Origin of the sequence: Chiayiivirga flava (assembly GCF_014202825.1) — a bacterium.
Lineage (GTDB): Bacteria > Pseudomonadota > Gammaproteobacteria > Xanthomonadales > Xanthomonadaceae > Chiayiivirga > Chiayiivirga flava.
Genome location: NZ_JACHHP010000002.1, coordinates 513174 through 533986, shown reverse-complemented (window position 1 = coordinate 533986; position 20813 = coordinate 513174). Strand labels below are relative to the sequence as shown.

The 20813-nt window shown below is 69.7% G+C and carries 21 protein-coding genes; 11 read left to right on the top strand and 10 right to left on the bottom strand.

Features of this window, described 5'->3' with window-relative positions:
• Nucleotides 1-127: 127 nt before the first annotated feature.
• Nucleotides 128-1633, top strand: coding sequence for a YifB family Mg chelatase-like AAA ATPase (locus tag HNQ52_RS06815; RefSeq protein ID WP_183960352.1), 1506 nt, complete (start codon nt 128-130; stop codon nt 1631-1633).
• Between the two features lie 16 nt (nt 1634-1649).
• Here HNQ52_RS06815 and HNQ52_RS06810 read toward each other — a convergent pair whose 3' ends face one another.
• The 4 genes from HNQ52_RS06810 to HNQ52_RS06795 all read right to left on the bottom strand — a co-directional run bounded on the left by HNQ52_RS06810 (nt 1650) and on the right by HNQ52_RS06795 (nt 6864).
• On the bottom strand, nt 1650-2078 hold the full coding sequence (locus tag HNQ52_RS06810; RefSeq protein WP_183960351.1) for a DUF2141 domain-containing protein: 429 nt from the start codon (nt 2076-2078) through the stop codon (nt 1650-1652).
• Nucleotides 2079-2280: 202 nt separating this feature from the next.
• On the bottom strand, nt 2281-2592 hold the full coding sequence (locus HNQ52_RS17540) for a redoxin family protein (protein ID WP_183960350.1): 312 nt from the start codon (nt 2590-2592) through the stop codon (nt 2281-2283).
• A 261-nt stretch (nt 2593-2853) separates the two neighbouring features.
• Nucleotides 2854-5469 carry a putative peptide modification system cyclase gene (locus tag HNQ52_RS06800; protein WP_183960349.1) on the bottom strand — a complete coding sequence of 872 codons (2616 nt, stop codon included), beginning with the start codon at nt 5467-5469 and terminating at the stop codon, nt 2854-2856.
• Nucleotides 5470-5703: 234 nt separating this feature from the next.
• Complete coding sequence (locus tag HNQ52_RS06795) at nt 5704-6864, bottom strand: putative peptide maturation dehydrogenase (RefSeq protein ID WP_343059263.1); 1161 nt, start codon at nt 6862-6864, stop codon at nt 5704-5706.
• Nucleotides 6865-7310: 446 nt separating this feature from the next.
• On the opposite strand from HNQ52_RS06795, the gene HNQ52_RS06790 reads away from it, so the two are divergent.
• From HNQ52_RS06790 to HNQ52_RS06770, 5 genes are all read left to right on the top strand, one after another.
• Nucleotides 7311-7649 carry an NHLP-related RiPP peptide gene (locus HNQ52_RS06790; RefSeq protein ID WP_183960347.1) on the top strand — a complete coding sequence of 113 codons (339 nt, stop codon included), beginning with the start codon at nt 7311-7313 and terminating at the stop codon, nt 7647-7649.
• Between the two features lie 59 nt (nt 7650-7708).
• The gene (locus HNQ52_RS06785; RefSeq protein WP_183960346.1) at nt 7709-8053 is read left to right on the top strand and encodes an NHLP-related RiPP peptide; all 345 of its coding nucleotides are present in this window, start codon (nt 7709-7711) and stop codon (nt 8051-8053) included.
• 59 nt (nt 8054-8112) lie between these two features.
• The gene (locus HNQ52_RS06780) at nt 8113-8451 is read left to right on the top strand and encodes an NHLP-related RiPP peptide (protein WP_183960345.1); all 339 of its coding nucleotides are present in this window, start codon (nt 8113-8115) and stop codon (nt 8449-8451) included.
• Nucleotides 8452-8513: 62 nt separating this feature from the next.
• Nucleotides 8514-8858 carry an NHLP-related RiPP peptide gene (locus HNQ52_RS06775; protein ID WP_183960344.1) on the top strand — a complete coding sequence of 115 codons (345 nt, stop codon included), beginning with the start codon at nt 8514-8516 and terminating at the stop codon, nt 8856-8858.
• Between the two features lie 62 nt (nt 8859-8920).
• Complete coding sequence (locus HNQ52_RS06770) at nt 8921-9265, top strand: NHLP-related RiPP peptide (protein WP_183960344.1); 345 nt, start codon at nt 8921-8923, stop codon at nt 9263-9265.
• A 129-nt stretch (nt 9266-9394) separates the two neighbouring features.
• On the opposite strand, the gene aceA is transcribed toward HNQ52_RS06770, so the two are convergent.
• On the bottom strand, nt 9395-10693 hold the full coding sequence (gene aceA, locus HNQ52_RS06765) for an isocitrate lyase (protein ID WP_183960343.1): 1299 nt from the start codon (nt 10691-10693) through the stop codon (nt 9395-9397).
• Between the two features lie 285 nt (nt 10694-10978).
• Nucleotides 10979-12568, bottom strand: a complete 1590-nt coding sequence (gene aceB / locus HNQ52_RS06760) for a malate synthase A (RefSeq protein WP_183960342.1) — start codon at nt 12566-12568, stop codon at nt 10979-10981.
• A 135-nt stretch (nt 12569-12703) separates the two neighbouring features.
• On the opposite strand from aceB, the gene HNQ52_RS06755 reads away from it, so the two are divergent.
• A complete protein-coding gene (locus HNQ52_RS06755; protein ID WP_183960341.1) occupies nt 12704-13663 on the top strand; it encodes a LysR family transcriptional regulator in 960 nt (319 codons plus the stop codon).
• A 49-nt stretch (nt 13664-13712) separates the two neighbouring features.
• Nucleotides 13713-14528 carry a polysaccharide deacetylase family protein gene (locus tag HNQ52_RS06750; protein ID WP_183960340.1) on the top strand — a complete coding sequence of 272 codons (816 nt, stop codon included), beginning with the start codon at nt 13713-13715 and terminating at the stop codon, nt 14526-14528.
• Between the two features lie 9 nt (nt 14529-14537).
• On the opposite strand, the gene HNQ52_RS06745 is transcribed toward HNQ52_RS06750, so the two are convergent.
• Genes HNQ52_RS06745 through arfB form a run of 3 tightly spaced genes read right to left on the bottom strand, consistent with a single transcriptional unit; the run spans nt 14538 to nt 16071 of the window.
• Complete coding sequence (locus HNQ52_RS06745; RefSeq protein WP_183960339.1) at nt 14538-15041, bottom strand: hypothetical protein; 504 nt, start codon at nt 15039-15041, stop codon at nt 14538-14540.
• A complete protein-coding gene (locus HNQ52_RS06740) occupies nt 15041-15610 on the bottom strand; it encodes a 1-acyl-sn-glycerol-3-phosphate acyltransferase (protein WP_183960726.1) in 570 nt (189 codons plus the stop codon). The genes HNQ52_RS06745 and HNQ52_RS06740 overlap by 1 nt, the downstream gene beginning before the upstream one ends.
• A gap of 32 nt (nt 15611-15642) precedes the next feature.
• A complete protein-coding gene (gene arfB / locus HNQ52_RS06735; protein WP_183960338.1) occupies nt 15643-16071 on the bottom strand; it encodes an alternative ribosome rescue aminoacyl-tRNA hydrolase ArfB in 429 nt (142 codons plus the stop codon).
• Nucleotides 16072-16217: 146 nt separating this feature from the next.
• On the opposite strand from arfB, the gene eda reads away from it, so the two are divergent.
• Both eda and HNQ52_RS06725 read left to right on the top strand, forming a co-directional pair.
• Nucleotides 16218-16859, top strand: a complete 642-nt coding sequence (gene eda / locus HNQ52_RS06730; RefSeq protein ID WP_183960337.1) for a bifunctional 4-hydroxy-2-oxoglutarate aldolase/2-dehydro-3-deoxy-phosphogluconate aldolase — start codon at nt 16218-16220, stop codon at nt 16857-16859.
• 37 nt (nt 16860-16896) lie between these two features.
• Nucleotides 16897-17913 carry a two-component system sensor histidine kinase NtrB gene (locus HNQ52_RS06725; RefSeq protein ID WP_183960336.1) on the top strand — a complete coding sequence of 339 codons (1017 nt, stop codon included), beginning with the start codon at nt 16897-16899 and terminating at the stop codon, nt 17911-17913.
• Here HNQ52_RS06725 and HNQ52_RS06720 read toward each other — a convergent pair.
• Nucleotides 17877-18998, bottom strand: coding sequence for an acyltransferase family protein (locus HNQ52_RS06720; protein WP_183960335.1), 1122 nt, complete (start codon nt 18996-18998; stop codon nt 17877-17879). The two genes, HNQ52_RS06725 and HNQ52_RS06720, sit on opposite strands and share 37 nt — an antisense overlap.
• A 395-nt stretch (nt 18999-19393) precedes the next feature.
• Here HNQ52_RS06720 and ntrC point away from each other — a divergent pair, with 395 nt between their 5' ends.
• Nucleotides 19394-20806, top strand: coding sequence for a nitrogen regulation protein NR(I) (gene ntrC / locus HNQ52_RS06715; RefSeq protein WP_183960334.1), 1413 nt, complete (start codon nt 19394-19396; stop codon nt 20804-20806).
• Nucleotides 20807-20813 lie beyond the last annotated feature (7 nt).

Below are 20813 nucleotides of genomic sequence, written 5' to 3'. Positions count from 1 at the left end.
CAGCCGACCGCGCCGGGCGTCCCGCGCCCTGCGCTGACGCCCGCATCCGACCGGCGCCGCGACGACGCACGGCGCGGTCGCGGTTGGCCACGCGCCGCACCCACGCAATTCCGGCAAGGGAATGCCCATGAGTCTCGCGCTCGTCCACAGCCGTGCCCAGTCGGGCGTCGCCGCGCCGCCGGTGCGGGTCGAAGTGCATCTGAGCGGCGGCCTGCCGGCGCTGTCCATCGTCGGCCTGCCCGACGCCGCGGTGCGCGAAAGCAAGGACCGCGTGCGCGCCGCGATCCTGTGTTCGCAGTTTGAATTTCCGCAGCGGCGCATCACGGTCAACCTGTCGCCGGCCGATCTGCCGAAGGACGGCGGACGCTTCGATCTTCCGATCGCGCTCGGCATCCTTGTCGCGTCCGGGCAGCTGCCGCGCGACGCACTCGCGGACAACGAGTTCCTCGGCGAACTGGCGCTCACCGGCGAGCTGCGCGGCATCGACGGCGTGCTGCCCGCGGTGCTGGCGGCGGCGCGCGCGCAACGCGGCATCGTGCTGCCGGCGGCGAACGCGGGCGAGGCCGGTCTGTCGAGTTACGCCGGCACCCTGACCGCGACCACGCTGCTGCAGGTGAGCGCCTTCCTGCGCGGCGAACCGGTGCTGGCCGCGCGCGTGGCGCCGCCGGCGCTGCCGGCCGACATCGCCCTGCCCGATCTTGCCGAGGTGCGTGGCCAGGCGCAGGCGCGCCGCGCGCTCGAAGTGGCGGCCGCCGGCGCGCACAACCTGCTGATGAGCGGTCCGCCCGGCAGCGGCAAGTCGATGCTGGCGGCACGGCTGCCGTCGATCCTGCCGCCGCTGGACGAAGCGCAGGCGCTGGACTGCGCCGCCATCGCCTCGATCTCGGGTCGTGGTTTCGAGCTCGCGCGCTGGCGCGAGCCGCCGTACCGCGCGCCGCACCACACCGCGAGCGGTGTCGCGCTCGTCGGCGGCGGCTCGGTGCCGCGCCCCGGCGAGATCAGCCTCGCGCACTGCGGCGTGCTGTTCCTCGACGAATTGCCCGAATGGGACCGGCGCGTGCTGGAGGTGCTGCGCGAGCCGCTGGAGAGCGGCCGCGTGACGATCTCGCGTGCGGCGCGGCAGGCGGAGTTTCCGGCGCGGTTCCAGCTGATCGCGGCGATGAATCCGTGTCCGTGCGGCTGGGCCGGCGATCCGTCGGGTCGTTGCAACTGCAGCGCGGACCAGGTCGCGCGCTACCGCGGGCGCGTATCGGGGCCGCTGCTCGATCGCATCGACCTGCAGATTCCCGTGCCGCGTGTGCCCGCGTCGGAGCTGCGTCCGGACGCACCGGGCGGCGAATCGAGCGCCACTGTCCGCGCGCGCGTGCTGGCCGCGCGCGCGCGGCAGATCGAACGCGCCGGCAAGGCCAACGCCCATCTCGGCCAGCGCGAGACCGAACAGCACTGCGCGCTCGCCGCCGGCGACCAGGCCCTGCTCGAACGCGCGATCGACCGCCTGCGCCTGTCCGCGCGTGCCAGCCAGCGCATCCTGCGCGTGGCGCGCAGCATCGCGGACCTCGCCGGCGCCGAGCGCATCGGCACCGCGCACCTGACCGAGGCGATCGGTTATCGCAGGCTGGACCGCAACGCCTGAAATGCGCTGCGGCGCGTCACTCGCCGGTGTCGCGCAGATCGACCGCGACCGTCACCGGATCCGGGCCGAGCGTCACCGTGACCTCGCTCCAGTCCGGACGCGCATCCCGCACTCCGTTGGAAAACACCATCGGCTCGTTGCGGCCGAACGCACGACGATCCGGTTCGCCGTTGCCGTTGATGTCGTGCCACACGCGCACCGCGTAGTCGCTCGGTGCGAGGCCATCGAACTGCCAGCGCACCGGCTGCCCGTCGACGATGGCCTGTGCCTGCGTGTAGCGCGCCTGCTTGAGGAACCCGGCGCGGCTCGAAAACACTTCGGCCACGGCCTGTCCGCTGCTGTCGTCGAAGCCGCTGGCCTCGACGATCAGCGTGGTGGCCGATGCCGGTGCGATCGCGGTGCCGGCAAGCGCCGCGATCGCCAGATGTCGCATGGAACGATTCATCGCAGGCTCCGCCTGTGCGGCCGATGGCCGCCGTCGTGCCCTCCCCTGTGCCACGGACGCGGCACACCGCGTCCACCCCCGACTCCGGCACCGATGCCTTGTGCGAGCGGCCATCGCCCGCCGACATCGGATCGACGGCGTCGCCCATACCATAGGGCACCTCGCACCCGCATGGAAGCTTGCAGGATGCATCGCGCCGCGCTCAGCGCGTGCCGTCGAGCGCCGCCTGCGCCCAATCACGCAGCTGCACGTCGTCGGTGAGGCGCTCGCTTCCGGTTTCGAACGCGCGCACGATGCCCGCCGCATCCACGAGCATCATCGACGGATAGACCTTGATGCCGAGCGTATCGATGAAGTCCTGCGCGTCGGCGAGGATGGGCCAGTCGTACCCGTGTGCGGTGGCGAAGGTTGTCGCGGTCGCCATGTCGTCGAACGTCACCGCGAACACGTTGAACTGCGGGTTGCTGCGTGCGAAGGCATTGAGCGTCGGAATCTCGGCAATACACGCACGCACTCGGCGAAGTGGAAGCTCAGCAGCGTCGGCCTGCCTTCGAGGCTGGCATTGTCGATGCGTCGACCGTCGAGGGTCTGCAGCTGGAATGCCGGCAATGCGTCGCCGCGTCTGGCCGACGAGGTGACCGGCATATGCGGCGGCGTTTCGCCATCCGTTCCAAGTCGCAATCACCAAGGCGTTACCGCGCGACAGGGCAGCCGGTCATGGATCGATGGTGCGATGGTGCTCGCGACCGGACACGAGTCCGGCACGCGTCCGTCGTCAGGCGCGCGGCGTGGTTTGCGCGAGCCCGCGCTCCATCGCGTCGAGCCGCGGACGCAGCCACGCGATGCTTTCGGCGTGCGGCCAGACTTCGAGGAAGGCCTCGTACTTTTCCTGCGCGCGGCGCGGCTCGCCCAGTTGCAGCGAGAATTCCGCATCGTCGAGCAGGGCGAGGTTCGAGTCGACCACGTTCAGCGCCATCAGCAGCGGACGGTGCGTGCGTTCGGCGTAGGCACGGCCGCGGTGGGTGGCGAGCCATTCGGCCTCGGTGCGCGCCTGGGCCCACTGGCCGGCGTCGGCGTAGGCGCGCTTGAGCGCGCTGTGGGTCTGATACAGCTCGTTGCCGGTCAGCAGCGGACGCAGACGCGCGATGGATTGCAGCGGGCGGCCTTCCACGCGCTCGCGTTCGGCTTCCATCAGTTCCAGCACTTCGATGTGCAGCGGGTACTGGCTGGCGCGTGCACGGGCGCCGGCCAGTTCCATCGCCGTCTGCGCCAGCTGTGGCGCTTCGGCGCGCATCGCGAGGTAGCCCGCGGCGAGTGCACCGAACAACTGCTGTTCGCGGTACAGCGTGTCCACCGGCACTTCGCGCTTGCGCTCCTGTTCGATCCACCCGGCGATCGCGGTCGCCAGCATGCCGGTGTCGCGGGTGTACGAGCGCAGGCTGGTCTGCCAGGCGAGCGCTTCGTAATACGAGCCGTTGGCATACAGCGCACTGTGATCGACGAGATAGTCGGCCGCCGCGAGCGCTTCGTTCCAGCTGCCGCGGTCGGCCGCGTACATCACCGACGGCCGCTCGCGCTCCATGTTCTTGGCTTCGGTTTCCTGCGTGGGGTGCAGCGCCAGCACCGCTTCCGCCCCGGCGTAATCGCGCTGCGCGGCGAGCATGTCGGCATATTCGATGAGGTTGCCGCTGGAGCCCAGTGCGAGCGAGCGTTCGAACACCGCACGCGCTTCGGCGAAGCGTTCGATGCCGGCGAGGCAACTGGCGTGCAGATAGAGATCCTCGCTCAGCGTCGGATTCTGCGGCACGTCCAGGCGGCGCGTGACGCGCTCGCACTCGGTGAAGTCGTTCTCCAGCCGATAGCGGAAAAAGGCGTAGGTGTAGATGCCGGCGAGATGGTCGGGATATTTCTCGATCAGTTCGCGCCACTTCTGCAGCGCCGGACCCGGCGGACCCAGGCTGAGGTTCCAGGCCTCGATGTAGAGCGCGTCGGCCGGCGGCAGGCGATGGCGCAGCGCCAGTGCACGCTCGGACGCGGCCTTGGCGGCGTCGAGCCGATCGAGCCGGTTGAGCGAACGCGTGACGCCGATCCAGGCCAGGCCGAACTCGGGGTCGAGGGCCACCGCGCGCTGGAACAGCGTCAGCGCCTCGAGCGGCACGGTGCCGTTGTAGGCCTTCAGGCCCATCGCGTAGACCTTCAGCGCCTCGATGCTGTTGGTGGCCACTTCCGGCAGCGGCGTGCCGACCTCGGTGCCGCGCAGGGTTTCGCCGAGCGCGGTGCGCAGCTCGCCGGCGACGCTGTCGATCGCGCCCATCACGTCGCTGCCGCGCGCGCTGTCGGCAAACCGCGCGAACAGGGTGGAGCCGGTGTTGGGGTCGACGATTTCCACGCTCACCCGCAGCCGTGCGCCGACATCGGCCACGGTGGGCAGCACCAGCACGCGCGCGCCGGTGCGCAACGCGATCTCCGAACCCAGGGTGCGGCCGATCTTGGCGTCCGCGGCGCGCTGCATGCGCTGCAGCGTGTCGCTGACCATGCGATCGGACACCACGTTGACGAAGCCCGACTCGGCCAGCGCGATGCGCAGCGCTTCCTCGATGGCGTCGTCGAATCCGGGGTCGCCGCTGAGGTTGCGCAGATCGCCCATGACCACCCAGTCGCGCTCCATGAACGCCGTGGCGGGCGTGGTGCGCAGCGCCAGCAGTCCGACGACGCCGAGCAGGCCGATGCCCACGATCAGCTCCGCGGCCACGGCCAGCGGGCGGCGCCACCACGGCGCCTCGCGCCAGGCGGAAACGCTGTCGCCGCGCGGACGCCGCAGCGGCGCGCGGTCCACTTCGCCCACTTCGTGCACGGTGACCGAACGTGCGATGCCCGCCAGCCGGTAGGCGCCGTGCGTCAGCCAGCGCACCGTGCTGCGGGTTTCCGCCTCGGCCCGGCGCGCGGCCGGCAGATCGGGCGAAAACAGGGTCTGGCCGGGACAGGCCAGCTGCGACAGCGCGGCGGCGAGCGTGGGGTCGAGCTGCGCGTCGGCGGTGTTGCCGAGCACGGCCGGCGCGGTGTCGATGCCGATGCCGATGCCGTGCGGCAGCCCGGCCTCCGGGTAGGCGCGGACCGCGCGCTGGAATTCCATTGCATAGGCGATCGCCGCCGCCGCGTGCGGAAACTCGAGCCTTCGCTGGTCGCCGCGCGCAAGCTCGCGGCCGGCGTGGCGTTCGGCGAGGGCGGCCGCGGTCTGCTCGTGCCGACGCTGGCGGCGCGTGGCGGGCGCGTAGTCCAGGCGTTCGACGCACAACGCCAGCTCGCGCTCGTCGCACACGAGCACGACGCGACCGCGCGTCGGCCGGCCGGCGCTCAGCGGTGCTGCTGCTCGTTCGCGTGCGTCGTTCACCCTGTCCTCGATCTGCGAACCGGCCGCGCGGTGAAGCGGCCAAGCGTCCCGGAGGGCAGGCACCGGTCCGATACCGGCAGGCTCCGATTTGCTCACCGCGTCAGTCGGTTACGACGCAATCCTACGCCGTTCCGTTGCACAATGGCGGGGTCGGTCGCGCAAACTTGCGTGTCGCTGCACCGCGATGCGTGTCGCAAGGCCCCTGAGACGGGCGTTTGCACCCGGATGGGGCGTTTACTGGCCCCAGACGCGCCCGAGCGGATCGAATTCCACCGTCTCGCGGGTCTGGCTTCGCCAGCCGAATCCGCAGATCGCCAGCGGCGGTTCCTGCAGGTGGTCGAGGCCAAACACGCGTTCGGACTCGGCTTCGTTGATGGCTGCCGTGATGAAGGCGGCCAGCCCGAGCTCGGTGGCGGCGAGGTAGAGGTTCTGCGAAAGGTGGCCCGCGTCGAACACCAGCGCGCGGTATCCCTTCGGGTGGCTGCGGTATTTCCAGAAGCTGCGGTAGACGCGCGACGCCAGCACCACGAGCACGTGCGCATCGGCGAACCAGTGCTGCCCCGCCACCATGCGCTGCGCCAGGGCCGCGAGCGCCGCCGGATCCTGCGCGTCCGGACACGGCAGCGGTTCCAGTGCGTGCCCGGTCGCGTGATAGTGATACAGACCCGGCGCGACACCGTCGACATGCTGGAGCAGCAGGTACGCCTCGGTCGGATGCAGGCCGCCGCCCGAGGGACTGTTCTTCTTCAGCACCGCCGCGGTGTCCGTCACCGCATGCACGGCCTGGGCCGCGAACACGCACTCCAGCAGCGCGGCAAGCGTCGCGGCGGGCAACGGCCGGGCGCGGTCGAAGTTGCGGCACGTGGTGCGCTGTTGCAGCAGCGTCGACAGCGGTGAATCCGGCGTCCGCGGCAGCGCCACGCGCAGTGCCGCCGGCACGCGCTCGAGCACGGCCGGCGGCGGCTCGCCCAGCTTGTCGATCAGGTCGCGGAAACTGCGCATGCCCGACTCGTCCAGCGCCGCCGACGAATCCACGTCGCGCCAGCGCTGGAAGGTGTGCGAGACCGCCGACAGCGGATGCCAGTGCGTGTCGGTCAGGCGCTCGTCGCGATCGCGCCAGTGCGCGCCCGCCTCGTCGTCGCCGATCAACAGCCCGATGCCGAGCAGGCGATCCACCGCGGCCGCGCCGAAGCGTTCGCGCAGTCCGTCCACCGGCGCCCATTCGGTGCTGCGCACCTGTCCGAGGAGATTGCATTCGTCCCGGGTCACCTCGACTTCCCGATCCAGATGCGGCGCAAGCGCAATCCAGAGCAGGGACATACGCAGGCCGGTACCGCCACGGATCAATTCATCGAGGTCGAAATCGGCGCGTTCGCGCGGCTCCAGCAGCACGATGCTGCAGCGTCTGGCGTGTGATACGGTCGTGCGCGCGGCTGTTCTGTCCGCCCTGTCCTGCGGACTGCGACCGCGCTCCGAACCGTCTTCGCCGTTGCCGTGCCCGTGGGAGGTGCCCATATGGTCGATCGTCCGTTCTGCTCGTGTCCGAAGGCCCGGCCATGTGCACGCGGAGCGTTGCGACCGGGGGCGCAGCCGTGTCCGCCGGATGACGGCGCCACAGCGTCGGCTGTTCGGGAAGCTTAACCAAGTCGGCCACGACGCGCGTCGTCGCGGCAACGCAGCGTGCGGGGGCGCGCGCTCGGCTCCACCAGGATTGTTCAGCGTGTGTGCTGCCAGCGCAGCGCGCACGTGTGGATTGCGTCAGGGGTCACCGTTCTTGCATGTCGTACCGATGTTCCATCCCGTCGTTTCTTTCCGCGTCACCATCCCAAGGAGTTTTCATCATGCACACCGACACGCTCGTTTCCCGCACCGCCGCCATCGCCAACGACGCCGGCTTTTCCTTCGCGCCGAAGCAGTGGCCGCTGAACCTCGAGCAGATGCGCTGCCTGTTCGAGAAGCTCGCCGAAGACGACGACTACCGCGCGCTGTTCATGGCCGACCTCGGCGCCGCGTTCGCGCAGCTGCCGGGCGCGCCCGCCGTTCCCGCAGGCCTCGTCGCCGGCGGCTGCTTCCGCCCGAACAATCTCGCGTCTAAGGAAGCACTGCGCGGCGTGCGCGACCGCGTCGTGACGATCGCACTCGCCGGCAATCCGATGATCCCGAAGATGCTCGAAGTCTGAGCCGCGCTTCGTTAGCCACCCTCAAAAATCCATCTCGAAACCATTTCCGGAGCACACACATGAACACCATTTTCGCCAACGACACCGCCGCCAACACCACCATCGCCAACGACGCCGGCTTCTCCTTCGCCCCGAAGCAGTGGCCGCTGAACCTCGAGCAGATGCGCTGCCTGTTCGAGAAGCTCGCCGAGGACGACGACTACCGCGCGTTGTTCATGGCCGACCTGGGCGCCGCGTTAGCGCAGCTGCCGGGCGCGCCCGCCGTTCCCGCAGGCCTTGTCGCCGGCGGCTGCTTCCGCCCGAACAACCTCGCTTCGAAAGAGGCGCTGCGCGCCGTGCGCGACCGCGTCGTGACGATCGCGCTCGCCGGCAATCCGATGATCCCGAAGATGCTCGAAGTCTGAGCCACGCTTCGCTGCCAATTCTCAAAAACTCATTCGAAACAATTTCAGGAGCTCACCCAATGAACACGATCATCGCCAACGACACCACCGCCACCATCGCCAACGACGCCGGCTTTTCCTTCGCGCCGAAGCAGTGGCCGCTGAACCTCGAGCAGATGCGCTGCCTGTTCGAGAAGCTCGCCGAAGACGACGACTACCGCGCGCTGTTCATGGCCGACCTCGGCGCCGCGTTCGCGCAGCTTCCGGGCGCGCCGTCGGTGCCGGACACGATCCAGGCCGGCGGCTGCTTCCGCCCGAACAACCTTGCTTCGAAGGAAGCGCTGCGCAGCGTGCGCGACCGCGTCGTGACGATCGCGCTCGCCGGCAATCCGATGATCCCGAAGATGCTCGAAGTCTGAGCCACGCTTCGTTACCCACTCTCAAAAATCCATCTCGAAACCATTTCCGGAGCACACACCCCATGAACACCATCTTCGCCAACGACACCGCCGCCAACACCGTCATCGCCAACGACGCCGGCTTCTCCTTTGCGCCGAAACAGTGGCCGCTGAACCTGGAACAGATGCGCTGCCTGTTCGAGAAGCTCGCCGAGGACGACGACTACCGCGCGTTGTTCATGGCCGACCTGGGCGCTGCGTTCGCGCAGCTGCCGGGCGCGCCGTCGGTGCCGGACACGATCCAGGCCGGCGGCTGCTTCCGCCCGAACAACCTCGCCTCGAAGGAAGCACTGCGTTCGGTGCGCGACCGCGTCGTGACGATCGCGCTCGCCGGCAATCCGATGATCCCGAAGATGCTCGAAGTCTGAGCCACGCTTCGTTACCCACTCTCAAAAATCCATCTCGAAACCATTTCCGGAGCACACACCCCATGAACACCATCTTCGCCAACGACACCGCCGCCAACACCGTCATCGCCAACGACGCCGGCTTCTCCTTTGCGCCGAAACAGTGGCCGCTGAACCTGGAACAGATGCGCTGCCTGTTCGAGAAGCTCGCCGAGGACGACGACTACCGCGCGTTGTTCATGGCCGACCTGGGCGCTGCGTTCGCGCAGCTGCCGGGCGCGCCGTCGGTGCCGGACACGATCCAGGCCGGCGGCTGCTTCCGCCCGAACAACCTCGCCTCGAAGGAAGCACTGCGTTCGGTGCGCGACCGCGTCGTGACGATCGCGCTCGCCGGCAATCCGATGATCCCGAAGATGCTCGAAGTCTGAGCCGCCGGACAGCGTCGGTCCGCATCGCGCACGCGATGCGGATGCGCACGGACAAAAGGCCGAAACCTCGCGTTTCGGCCTTTTGCGTTTTACCCGCGCCGTGTGGTGCCGACGCAGGACTCGCCGCGGTCAGGCGGCGGATTTCTCGTCGTGGAACTGCTCTTCCTCGGTCGAGCCCTTCAGCGCCGTCGTCGACGATTGGCCGCGCTGGATCGTCTGCGTGAGTGCGTCGAAGTAGCCGGTGCCCACTTCGCGCTGGTGCTTGACCGCGGTAAAGCCGCGATCGGCGGCGGCGAATTCGGCCTCCTGCAGCTCGACGAACGCGCTCATCTGGTTGCGCGCGTAGCCGTAGGCGAGGTTGAACATCGAGTAGTTCAGCGCATGGAAGCCGGCCAGCGTGATGAACTGGAACTTGTAGCCGTAGCCCGCGATTTCCTTCTGGAACTTCGCGATGGTGGCGTCGTCGAGGTTCTTCTTCCAGTTGAAGCTCGGGCTGCAGTTGTAGGCCAGCAGCTTGCCGGGGAATTTGGCGTGGATCGCCTCGGCGAACTTGCGCGCGAATTCGAGATCCGGCTTGCCGGTTTCGCACCAGACGAGGTCGGCGTACGGCGCGTAGGCGAGGCCGCGGCTGATGGCCTGGTCGAGGCCGTTTTTCGTCTTGTAGAACCCTTCGACGGTGCGCTCGCCGGTGGTGAAGGGTTTGTCGTTGTCGTCGATGTCGGAGGTGATGAGGTCGGCGGCTTCGGCGTCGGTGCGCGCGACGATGAGCGTCGGGATGCCGGCGACGTCGGCGGCGAGGCGCGCGGCGACGAGTTTTTCGACCGCTTCGCGCGTCGGCACCAGCACCTTGCCGCCCATGTGGCCGCACTTCTTCACCGAGGCGAGCTGATCTTCGAAGTGCACGCCGGCGGCGCCGGCTTCGATCATGCCCTTCATCAGTTCGTAGGCGTTGAGCACGCCGCCGAAACCGGCTTCGGCGTCGGCCACGATCGGCTGCAGGAAGTCGATGTCGCCCTTGCCTTCCGAGTGCTGGATCTGGTCGGCGCGCAGCAGGGTGTTGTTGATGCGCTTGACCACGGCGGGCACGGAGTCGGCCGGGTACAGCGACTGGTCGGGATACATCTGGCTGCCGAGGTTGGCGTCCGCCGCCACCTGCCAGCCGGAGAGATAGATCGCGTTGAGGCCGGCCTTGACCTGCTGCATGGCCTGGTTGCCGGTGAGCGCACCGAGCGCGTTCACGAAGGGCTTGGTGTGCAGGTATTTCCAGAGCTTCTCGGCGCCCAGGCGAGCCAGCGAATGCTCGACGTGTACGGTGCCGCGCAGACGGACGACGTCCTCGGCGGTGTACGGGCGGTCGATGCCGGCCCAGCGGGCGTTGTTGGCCCAGTCGAGTTTCAGTTGTTCGGCGGAGAGGGGCTGGATGCTCATGGTGGTGGTCCTGTGCGGATGGGCGGAGGCAAGGCGTGGGTGGTGGGGCGGGGGCTGTCCGTGGCGGGGGCCGACCCTTCCTTCGGCGGCACCGGCGTCCTTGGCCGGTGGTGGTGCGGAAACAGGGCAATGTGCGTGGCGCGATTCCCTACCCCGTCGTCCCGGCGAACGCCGGGACCCAGTGACGTTGTTTCGCTTTCAGGCGGCTGGCTAATGGGGTAGCACGAGCAGCGCCACTGGGTCCCGGCGTTCGCCGGGACAACGGGATGGGGACGTGGTTTGGAATCACAGGCGCTCGTACGCCGGCAACGTGAGGAAATCCGCCAGCGTGTCGGCATGCGTGAGTTCGCCGAGCAACGCCGCCGCCTCGTCGATGCGCGTCTGGCCCGGCAACCCGGACTCCGGCAGGCGATGCGCCACCGTCGCGAGCACGTCGTCGAACAGCACGAAGTCGATCGGCGCACCGTCGTCGAGCACTTGCCCGCCGACGTGCAGCCACTGCCACAGCTGCGCGCGCCCGATCTCGGCCGTTGCGGCGTCTTCCATCAGGTGGTGGATCGGCACGCAGCCCAGACCATCGAGCCACGCCGCGAGATACCGCACGCAGACATCGACGTTGTTGATGAAGCCGCTGCGCGTGATCGAACCTGTGCTCGGCGCGATCAGCGTGTCGCGATCGGCCACGACGTCCTCGCGCAGCGTCGAATGCTGGTTCGGCGTCGGCATGTATTCGTCGAACACACCCTGCGCGATCGGGATCAGGCCCGGATGCGCCACCCACGTGCCGTCGTGGCCGTTCTTCACTTCGCGCAGCTTGTCGTTGCGCACCCGCTCCATTGCGGCGGCGTTGGCATCGGCATCGTTCGCGATCGGGATCTGCGCGGCCATGCCGCCCATCGCGTGGGCCCCGCGTCGGTGGCAGGTCTTGATCAGCAGCTCGGAGTAGTGCTTGAGGAACGGCACCGTCATGCCGATCTGGCTGCGCTCCGGCAGCACGCGGTCGGCGTGGCGGCGGAAGGTCTTGATGTAGGAAAAGATGTAGTCCCAGCGGCCGCAGTTGAGGCCGACGATGCGGCCGCGCAGCGCGTGCAGGATTTCGTCCATCTCGAACACGGCCGGCAGCGTTTCGATCAGCACGGTGGCCTTCATCGTGCCGATCGGCAGGCCGAGGCGCACTTCGAGGAAGGCCATCACCTCGTCCCACAGCGCGGCTTCTTCCATCGCCTGCAGCTTGGGCAGGTAGAAATACGGACCGCGGTCCTTCGCGTGCAGCGACGCGGCGTTGTGGAAGGCGAACAGCGCGAGGTCGAAGAGGCTGCCGGAGATCGACGCCCCGTCGACGGTGAGGTGCTTCTCCGGCAGATGCCAGCCGCGCGGCCGCACGATCAGCACGGTGCGCGCGTCCTCGCGCAGGGCGTACTGCTTGCCGGTGTCGCTGGTGAAGGAAATCGTGCCGGCGACGGCGTCGCGCAGGTTGACCTGCCCCTCGACCATCGCCGCCCAGGTGGGGCTGGACGAGTCCTCGAAGTCGGCCATGAACACCTTCGCGTCGGAGTTCAGCGCGTTGATGATCATCTTGCGGTCGACCGGGCCGGTGATCTCCACGCGGCGGTCCTGCAGTGCGGCGGGAATCGGCGCCACGCGCCAGTCGGCGTCGCGGATGTTGCGGGTGTCGGCACGGAAGTCGGGGAGTTCGCCGGCGTCGAAGCGGGCCTGGCGCGCGGCGCGCGCGGCCAGCAACGCCTGGCGCGCCGGGTCGAAGCGGCGATGCAGTTCCGCCAGCAGTTCGAGCGCGGCGCCGGGCAGCACGCCGTCCTGGCCGGCCACGGCATCGCCGTGCAGCGCGATGCCGGAAGGGGTTGGAGTGTCTGCCATGGCCGGGACGTCCTGCGTGTTGCGGGGCAGCAAAGGTAGAACGCGCGTTTGAGTTTTGCCACGCAAATATGTCAATGCAATGCATTAACAAAGCAAATGATGCAACATGAGTACGGGCCCAACCCCTCGAAACCCATGGCAAATCCCGGTAGCAGGTACTATTACAAAGGCAGCAGGCTCAAGCAGTTGCGTGCGTTTTGCCATACCGCGCGGCTGGGCTCGGTGTCGCGCGCGGCCGAGGCGCTGTTCCTGAGCCAGCCGGCCGTGAGCCTGCAGCTGGGCGCGCTGGAGACCGAGCTGGGCGCCCGGCTGTTCGAGCGGCGGGGCCGGCGCATCAACCTCACGCACGAAGGACAGGCGCTGTACGAGCTGGCGCGTCCGCTGGTCGACGGGGTCGACGCCATCGACGGCGAGTTCCGCAATCGCGTGCGCGGCCTCGCGGCCGGCGAGCTCAACATCGCCGCCGGCAGTTCGACCATCCTCTACCTGCTGCCGCCGCTGGTGCAGGCCTTCCGCGAGTCGCACCCGGAGGTGCAGCTCAAACTGCACAACGTCACCGGCAAGGATGGCCTGGCGATGATCCGCTCGGACGACGTGGATCTCGCCGTCGGCTCGATGCTCGACGTTCCGAACGACCTCGACTACGCACCGGTGCAGAGCTTCGATCCGATGCTGATCGCGCCGCCCGATCATCCGCTCGCGCGCAAGACACCGCTGCTGCTCGACGACCTCTCGCCCTACGGCCTGATCCTGCCGCCGAAGCGCCTGACCACCTACCGCCTCGTCGACCTCGTCTTCCAGCAACGCCGCGTGCCGTACACCGTGGCGCTGGAGGTGGGCGGCTGGGAGATCATCAAGCAATATGTGGCGATGGGCCTGGGCATTTCCATCGTCACCGGCATCTGCATCTCCGAGACGGACCGCGAACGCCTCGCCATCCGCAACCTGCGCGATTACTTCCCGCCGCGCAGCTACGGTGTGGTGATCCGCAAGGGCAAGTACCTCTCGCCCCAGGCGCGCGCGTTCGTGGATCTGGTGAAGCCGGCGATGTTCTCGCGGCGCGATTATTTCGAGGCCGGGCATTCGGAGCGGTGAAGCGCTGCAGCGGTTGCCCGCCGTCGTTCCATCGACGATCCTTGCGCCGATGCGCGCCGCCGTCCTCACCTACCACAGCAACAACGTGCTCGGGCACGACTACGCGCAGAACGATCATGTCGCGCTGGCGTCCGACCTCGCCACGCTCGCGGCGTTGCGCATTCCGGTGGTGCCGCTGCAGCGCGTGGTCGATGCGCTCGATGCGCCGCACACGTTGCCCGAGCGCTGCGTGGCGCTGAGCTGCGACGACGGGTCGTGGTTCGACTGGCACGATCTCGAACATCCGACGCTCGGTATGCAGCGCAGTTTCGCCAATGTGCTCGGCGATGCGGAAGCGGCGCGTCCCGGCGTGCCGGTGCACATGACCAGCTTCGTGATCGTCTCGCCGCAGGCGCGCGCGGAACTTGATCGCACCTGCCTGATCGGTCGCGGATGGTGGGGCGAGGAATGGTGGCAGGCGGCGCTCGACAGCGGCCGCATGGCGATCGAGAGCCACAGCTGGGACCACCAGCACGACACGCTCGCGCAGACGGCCACCGGCCTGCCCGGCGGCACGTTCCGCAACGTCGACACGCAGGCCGCGGCGGACATCGAGATCCTGCAGGCGAGCGCCTACCTCGACGCCGCGCTGCCGTCGCGGCGCACGCGGCTGTTCGCGTATCCCTACGGCGATGTCGGCGATTATCTGGCGGACGAGTACCTGCCGCTGCAACGCGCGCGACACGGGCTCGATGCCGCATTCGGCACCGAGCCGATCGCCGTGCATGGCCGGTCCGATCGCTGGCGGCTCGGGCGGTACGTGTGTGGCCAGCACTGGAATTCGGCGGAGACACTCGAAGCGCTGATGCGCGACGCGTTCGGTTGACGCCACGCCTCAGAACGGACCGATGGCCGCTGCCTTGGCGATCAATGCGCGCTGCAGCACTTCGTGCATGGGTTTGTGGAAGTGCACCAACAGGTGCGGATGCGAGGTTTTCTCGAATCCGGCGCGAATATCGACCGCCTCGGCGCGAATATCGCCGCAGTACCCGAACATCGCGTCGCAGCGTTCGGACAGCCACCCCATCGCATACCGAAGCAGGACGAAGTACGCACCGCCGGCCTCCGCGAGCACCGAACGTTCGGGCGCAGACATGCGGCGCAGGACGCGTTCGTCCGTACATGCGCCGCCGCCCAGCATGATGTCGCCGAAGGGCGTGAAATGGGTGTATCCAAGCACGCGCAGCAGCCCTTCCGCATCGCGATGGAACGCCAGGAAATGATGGCCCTGCGTAGGTGGCGCGGCGCCGAATTTGCGCTGAAACAGCGGCGCCGCCAGCGCCGAACCGTTGTCGACTTGGCTGACGTGAAGGAACGTGTCGATCCGGGACTCCACCATCACACCGTCCCGCGATTCTTGCCGACGAACGGCCGGTACCACCGGCGGATGCGCGCCATGTCGGCCTCGGCATCGTCGGTCATTGCGAAGACTTCGCCGAGGATGATCTGGCGATCGGGGTAGTGGAACGCGGCGCAGAACACCGGCACCTGCGCCGCGCGGGCGATGTGGCGGAAACCGGATTTCCACGTCTCCACGCGCCGGCGCGTGCCTTCGGGCGCAAGCACCAGCCAGCGGCGATCGCGTTTGCGCAGCGTGTCGACCGCCTGTTCCACCACGCCGTGCGCGCGGCTGCGGTTGACCGGACGGCCGCCGAGCCAGCGCAGCACCCAGCCGACCGGGCCGCGGAACAGTTCGGCCTTGGCGAGGAAGACGATGTCCACGCCCATCGCGAGCTTGGCCGCGAGGCCCCAGATCGCGTCCCACGCGGACGAATGCGGCGCCACGATGATGACCATGCGCGGAATGTCGGGAAACGCGCCGACGATGCGCCAGCCGCCGAGGCGCAGGATGGCGCGACCCAGGGCGCGGGTGACGGCGCCGCCGATGCGCGGTGCGTTCGGCGGCATCGCCGGATGCGATGCGGCCACGGACGATGCGGTCACGCGTCGTCTTTCCACGCGCGGCCGGTGCGCAGGCCCTTGACAGTGGCGCGCGTGCTTTTCGATTTGAGCCGGCGTTCCTTCGAGGCACGCGTGGGTTTGGTCGCCACGCGCGGCCGGGGCGGGATGAGCACGCTCTGGATCAGCGCGGCCAGGCGCGCGCGCGCGTCTTCGCGATTGCGTTCCTGGGTACGGAAACGCTGCGCGGAAATCAGGATGACGCCGTTGCCGTCCACGCGCCGGTCGCGCCGCGCCAGCACGCGTGCGCGCAGCGCGTCGTCGAGCGACGGCGAGCGCGCGATATCGAAACGCAGCTCGACCGCGGTCGACACCTTGTTGACGTTCTGGCCGCCGGGCCCGGAGGCGCGCACGAAGCGTTCCTCGAGTTCGGCGTCGGGAATCGACACGGTGGGGGAAATCTGCAGCATCGGTGGTCGCACGCGGACGGGTGCGCGATTGTAGCCAGTTGCGGCCGGCCGCCCTCGCTGCGGCGCAGCGCGCGGGCGGCGGCGGGCTTGCGCTCGACGCGGCGGGCGGCGACAGTCGCAGGCCTGCTCCCTCCGGAATCCCGCCGATGTCTGCCGTCGAGACGCGCCTGCGCGAAATCCTCCGTTCCGGTCCCGTGGTGCCGGTGTACACGCCCGCGTCCGTGCCCGAAGCCGTCGCGGTGGCGCGTGCCCTGGTGCGCGGCGGCATCCGTGCGATCGAGATTACGCTGCGCAACGCGATCGCGCTCGACGCGGTGCGCGCGGTGGCGGACGAGGTGCCGGAGGCGCTGGTCGGCGCCGGCACGGTGCTGACGCCGGCGCAGCTCGATGCCGCGCTCGCGGCCGGCGCGATGTTCCTCGTGTCGCCCGGCAGCACGACGGCGCTGCTCGACGCCGCGCGCGCCACTGCGGCGCCGCTGCTGCCCGGCACCGCCAATGCGTCCGACATCATGCGTTCGCTCGAGGCCGGGTTCGCCACGCTCAAGTTCTTCCCGGCAGAAGCCATCGGCGGCGCCGCGGCGCTGGGCAGCTACGCCGCGCCGCTGGCGCAGGCCATGTTCTGCCCCACCGGCGGCATCACGCCGCAGAGCGCGCCGGCGTATCTCGCGCTGCCGAACGTGCTGTGCGTCGGCGGCTCGTGGCTCACGCCGAAGGCCGCGCTTGCGGCGCAGGACTGGAGCCAGGTGGAGACGCTGGCCCGTGCCGCGACCGCACTGGCGCGGACCTGACCGCACCGACGGAACGCCGTCGCATGCTCCACGTCCGATGACCGCGGCGCCGCCGACCATCGAACATCTCGGCACGCCGCTGGCGTGGACCGACCACGCCGGCGTGCTGCTCGGCTGCAACGGCGCGTTCGCGCGCTGGCTCGGCGTCAGCCCGCGCCGCCTGCTCGGCCTGCCGCTCGAGGATATCGATGCGGAACCGCCGCGCCTGTCCGATCTGCTCGCGCGCCTGCCGCTCGGTGCTGACGCGCCGCTGCACGCGCGCCGCGCGCGCCTGCGCGCGCACGCGGCCGGCGAACGCTTCGCCGATCTGTGGCTCGCACGTCTGGACGACAGCGTGCTGATCGAAGTGCATCCGGCCGACGAGTTCCCGCTGGAGGACTATGCCAACACCCTGCCCGGCGCGCTGCACGCGGCGCTCAAGGGCCTCGCGCACGAGGTCAAGAATCCGCTCGCCGGGCTCAAGGGCGCGGCGCAGCTGCTGGCACGGCGCAGCGACGATGCCGATGCGCGCCGCTACATCGACGTGATCCTGCACGAGGTGGACCGCCTCGGCACGCTCGTCGACCGGCTGCTGAACCCGGCGCCGCCGGGAGAAACCTCGCCCACCAACGTGCACGAAGCGCTCGAACGCGTGCGCCTGCTGGCCGAAGCCGAGGCCGGCTGGTCCGTGCGCCTGCTGCGCGACTACGACCCGAGCCTGCCCGAGGTCACCGCCAACGCCGACCGCCTTACCCAGGCGCTGTGGAACCTCGTGCGCAACGCGATGGAGGCCGGCGCCAGCGAAGTGAAGCTGCGCACGCGCGCCGAGCACAACGCGCTGATCGGCGACCGCGCGCTGCGCATCGCGCTGCGCGTGGAAATCGAGGACGACGGCCGCGGCGTGCCGGACGACCTGGCCGAACGCATCTTCCTGCCGCTGGTCTCGGGCCGCGCCGAAGGCTCGGGCTTGGGACTCACCCTGGCGCAACAGGTGGCGCGCGAACACGGCGGCTCGCTCGCGTACCGGTCGCGCGCAGGTCACACCGTCTTCACGCTGCTGCTGCCGATCGACTGAGCGGCACCGGCGCGGCGCAGGATCGGCCGCTCGACCAGCACCCAGCCCAGCCACGCCAGCAGCAGCGTCGGCGGCAGCAACGCGGCCAGCAGCGCGGGCCCGCGCCACGGCGTGTGCGCGAGCAGCGCGAACAGCACGATGGCGTGCCAGAGATAGACGCCGTACGACAGCTCGCCGGCACGCAGCCACGCCGCCCGCCAGCGCGGTGCGGGCGTCGCCGCATGCAGCGCCCAGACGAGGCACGTCGCGCCGATCGCCGCCCAGGTGTGCAGGCCGAGCGCGATCGCCGGGGTGTCCCACAGCCGGCCACGCACCATCGGTTCGGTCCACAGTGCCGGCAACAGCAGCATCGCAACGCCGCCCGCCACCAGCCATGCGCGCCGCGCGCCCTGCGGCGGCGGCGCGCCGCGACGGCGCGCGATCGCAAGCGCCACACCGAGTCCGAAACTGTCGAGCATGCCCGGCGCGATGAGCGTGGCCCAATTGAACAGGCCGACGTCGTCGATCCCCTGCGCACGCAGCACCTGCCATGCGCCCACGCGCCAGACCAGCGCCAGCACGATGCTGCCGACGGCCAGCGTAATTGGCCGCAGCCGCACCAGCCACGGCGCGGCCAGCATCGCGAGCAGGTAGAACTGCATCTCGTTGGCGAGCGACCAGCTCGGCGGATTGATCGTCGCCAGCGTGTGCGGAAACAGGTTGTGGACGAAGAACAGGTGACTCAGCGCCTGTGTCCAGCCGTCCGGCCCGGTGACGGCGGAGGCATCGATCGCCACCAGGAACACGATGCAGGTCACAAGGTAGAGCGGCACGATACGCGCGAGCCGCCGCCGCCAGTAGTCGCCGCGCCACGCGCCGCCGCGTTCCACGCCGCGCAGTGCGCTGCTGCCGATCACGAGCCCGCTGATGACGAAGAACACGTCCACGCCGACCCAGCCGGCGCGCAGCAGGCCCCAGGCACCGTGCGCGGCGAGGCCGGCGGACCAGTCGGCGGTTTCGATGGCGTGGAAGCCGAGCACCACCAGGGCGGCGGCGAGGCGCAGCGGATCGAGGCCCGGATAGTGGCTTGGCGGAGTGGCGGACATGGCGAGAGTGTAGGCGGGATAGTCGGGGAGCCGTGCCCCCTTCCGCCTGCCGGCACCTTCCCCCGCAAGCGGGAGAAGGACGCTTCGGTGGGCGTCGAGTGGGCAGGTACCGCGTCACCGGGTCTTCGAGCCCGCCGCAAGCGGGAGAAGGATGCTTCGATGGGCGTCGAGGAGGGCGTGTGATCCGCGGCTTCCTTGGGGTTGCCTCGTCGATCCCCGTCTCGGGCGTCCCGCTGTCGTGTCCCGCGACTTGCGCCCCACTTCCCCACCATTCTCCATCGGAGGAATCCTTCTCCCGCCTGCGGGGGAAGGTGCCGGCAGGCGGAAGGGGGCAACCCGGCGAACACCACCCCGCATCCGCTACGATCCACCCATCCTCCCAACACCACCGACCGATGGCCGACATCTGGGTCGTCGACGACGACCGCTCGGTACGCTTCGTCCTCGCCGAGGCCTTGCGCGAGGCCGGCCACACCGTGCGCGAGTTCGAAGGCGCCGTGCCGGTGCGCGAGGCGCTGCGGCGCGGTCCGCCGGATCTCGTCTTCACCGACGTGCGCATGCCCGACACCGACGGCCTGCACCTGCTCGACGAACTCAAGCAGCAGCACGCCGCGCTGCCGGTCATCGTCATGAGCGCCTGGACCGACGTGCCGAGCACCGCCGGCGCCTTTCGCGGCGGCGCGCACGATTTCCTGTCCAAGCCCTTCGACCTCGACACGGCCGTGGCGATGGCGCAGCGCGCGCTCAATGCCGACACCGCCGCCGAGCAGCCGCCGCAGGAGCGCGACGACGCGCCGGAACTGCTCGGCGATTCGGCGCCGATGCGCGAGCTTTTCCGCGCCATCGGCCGGCTCGCGCAGGCGCCGCTGTCGGTGCTGATCACCGGCGAGACCGGCACCGGCAAGGAACTGGTCGCGCGCGCGCTGCATCGGCACTCGCCGCGTGCGCACCGGCCGCTGGTGGCGCTCAACACCGCCGCGATCCCGGCCGAACTGCTCGAATCCGAACTGTTCGGGCACGAGGCCGGTGCCTTCACCGGCGCGGCGAAACGCCACGTCGGCCGCTTCGAGCAGGCCGACGGCGGCACGCTCTTCCTCGACGAGATCGGCGACATGCCGCTCTCGCTGCAGACGCGCCTTCTGCGCGTGCTGGCCGAGGGTGAATTCTTCCGCGTCGGCGGACGCGAGCTGATCAGCGTCGACGTACGCGTCATCGCCGCCACTCACCAGGACCTCGACGCACGCGTCGCCGACGGCCGCTTCCGTGCCGACCTGCTGCACCGGCTCGACGTGGTGCGCCTCGCGCTGCCGCCGCTGCGCGACCGCCGCGAGGACGTACCGGCGCTCGCGCAGCGCTTCCTCGCGCAGGCCACGCGCCAGCTCGACGGCCACAAGCGCTTCGCGCCGGCCACGCTGCAGCGCCTGGCCCGGCACGACTGGCCCGGCAACGTGCGCGAGCTGGAAAACCTCTGCTGGCGGCTCGCGGTGCTGTCCCCGGGCGAAACCGTGCTGCCGGCCGACCTGCCGCTGGCGATGGACGCGGCGGCCGCTTCCCCGCAGCCGTCGCATGCCGCGATCCGCGGCAGCGACGATTGGGAAACCGCGCTGCGCCGCTGGGCCGACGCTGAACTGGCGGCCGGAACCCCGGCACTGCACCGCCTCGCCAGCGAACGCCTCGAACGCGTGCTGTTCGAGGCCGCGCTGACCGCCACCGACGGGCACCGCCAGCAGGCCGCGCAGCGCCTCGGCCTGGGGCGCAACACACTGACGCGCAAACTCGGCGCGAGGCGGCGTCGGCCGGCGTCCTGATCCCGCC

Coding starts and splice junctions, on each gene's coding strand:
- HNQ52_RS06790 (WP_183960347.1), top strand. CDS start 7,311: ATGCACACCGACACGCTCGTTTCCCGCACCGCCGCCATCGCCAACGAC.
- HNQ52_RS06785 (WP_183960346.1), top strand. CDS start 7,709: ATGAACACCATTTTCGCCAACGACACCGCCGCCAACACCACCATCGCC.
- ntrC (WP_183960334.1), top strand. CDS start 19,394: ATGGCCGACATCTGGGTCGTCGACGACGACCGCTCGGTACGCTTCGTC.
- aceA (WP_183960343.1), bottom strand. CDS start 10,693: ATGAGCATCCAGCCCCTCTCCGCCGAACAACTGAAACTCGACTGGGCC.
- aceB (WP_183960342.1), bottom strand. CDS start 12,568: ATGGCAGACACTCCAACCCCTTCCGGCATCGCGCTGCACGGCGATGCC.
- HNQ52_RS06745 (WP_183960339.1), bottom strand. CDS start 15,041: ATGGTGGAGTCCCGGATCGACACGTTCCTTCACGTCAGCCAAGTCGAC.
- arfB (WP_183960338.1), bottom strand. CDS start 16,071: ATGCTGCAGATTTCCCCCACCGTGTCGATTCCCGACGCCGAACTCGAG.
- HNQ52_RS06755 (WP_183960341.1), top strand. CDS start 12,704: ATGGCAAATCCCGGTAGCAGGTACTATTACAAAGGCAGCAGGCTCAAG.
- HNQ52_RS06725 (WP_183960336.1), top strand. CDS start 16,897: ATGACCGCGGCGCCGCCGACCATCGAACATCTCGGCACGCCGCTGGCG.
- HNQ52_RS06775 (WP_183960344.1), top strand. CDS start 8,514: ATGAACACCATCTTCGCCAACGACACCGCCGCCAACACCGTCATCGCC.
- HNQ52_RS06780 (WP_183960345.1), top strand. CDS start 8,113: ATGAACACGATCATCGCCAACGACACCACCGCCACCATCGCCAACGAC.
- HNQ52_RS06720 (WP_183960335.1), bottom strand. CDS start 18,998: ATGTCCGCCACTCCGCCAAGCCACTATCCGGGCCTCGATCCGCTGCGC.
- HNQ52_RS06815 (WP_183960352.1), top strand. CDS start 128: ATGAGTCTCGCGCTCGTCCACAGCCGTGCCCAGTCGGGCGTCGCCGCG.
- HNQ52_RS06810 (WP_183960351.1), bottom strand. CDS start 2,078: ATGAATCGTTCCATGCGACATCTGGCGATCGCGGCGCTTGCCGGCACC.
- HNQ52_RS06770 (WP_183960344.1), top strand. CDS start 8,921: ATGAACACCATCTTCGCCAACGACACCGCCGCCAACACCGTCATCGCC.
- HNQ52_RS06750 (WP_183960340.1), top strand. CDS start 13,713: ATGCGCGCCGCCGTCCTCACCTACCACAGCAACAACGTGCTCGGGCAC.
- HNQ52_RS06740 (WP_183960726.1), bottom strand. CDS start 15,610: ATGCCGCCGAACGCACCGCGCATCGGCGGCGCCGTCACCCGCGCCCTG.
- eda (WP_183960337.1), top strand. CDS start 16,218: ATGTCTGCCGTCGAGACGCGCCTGCGCGAAATCCTCCGTTCCGGTCCC.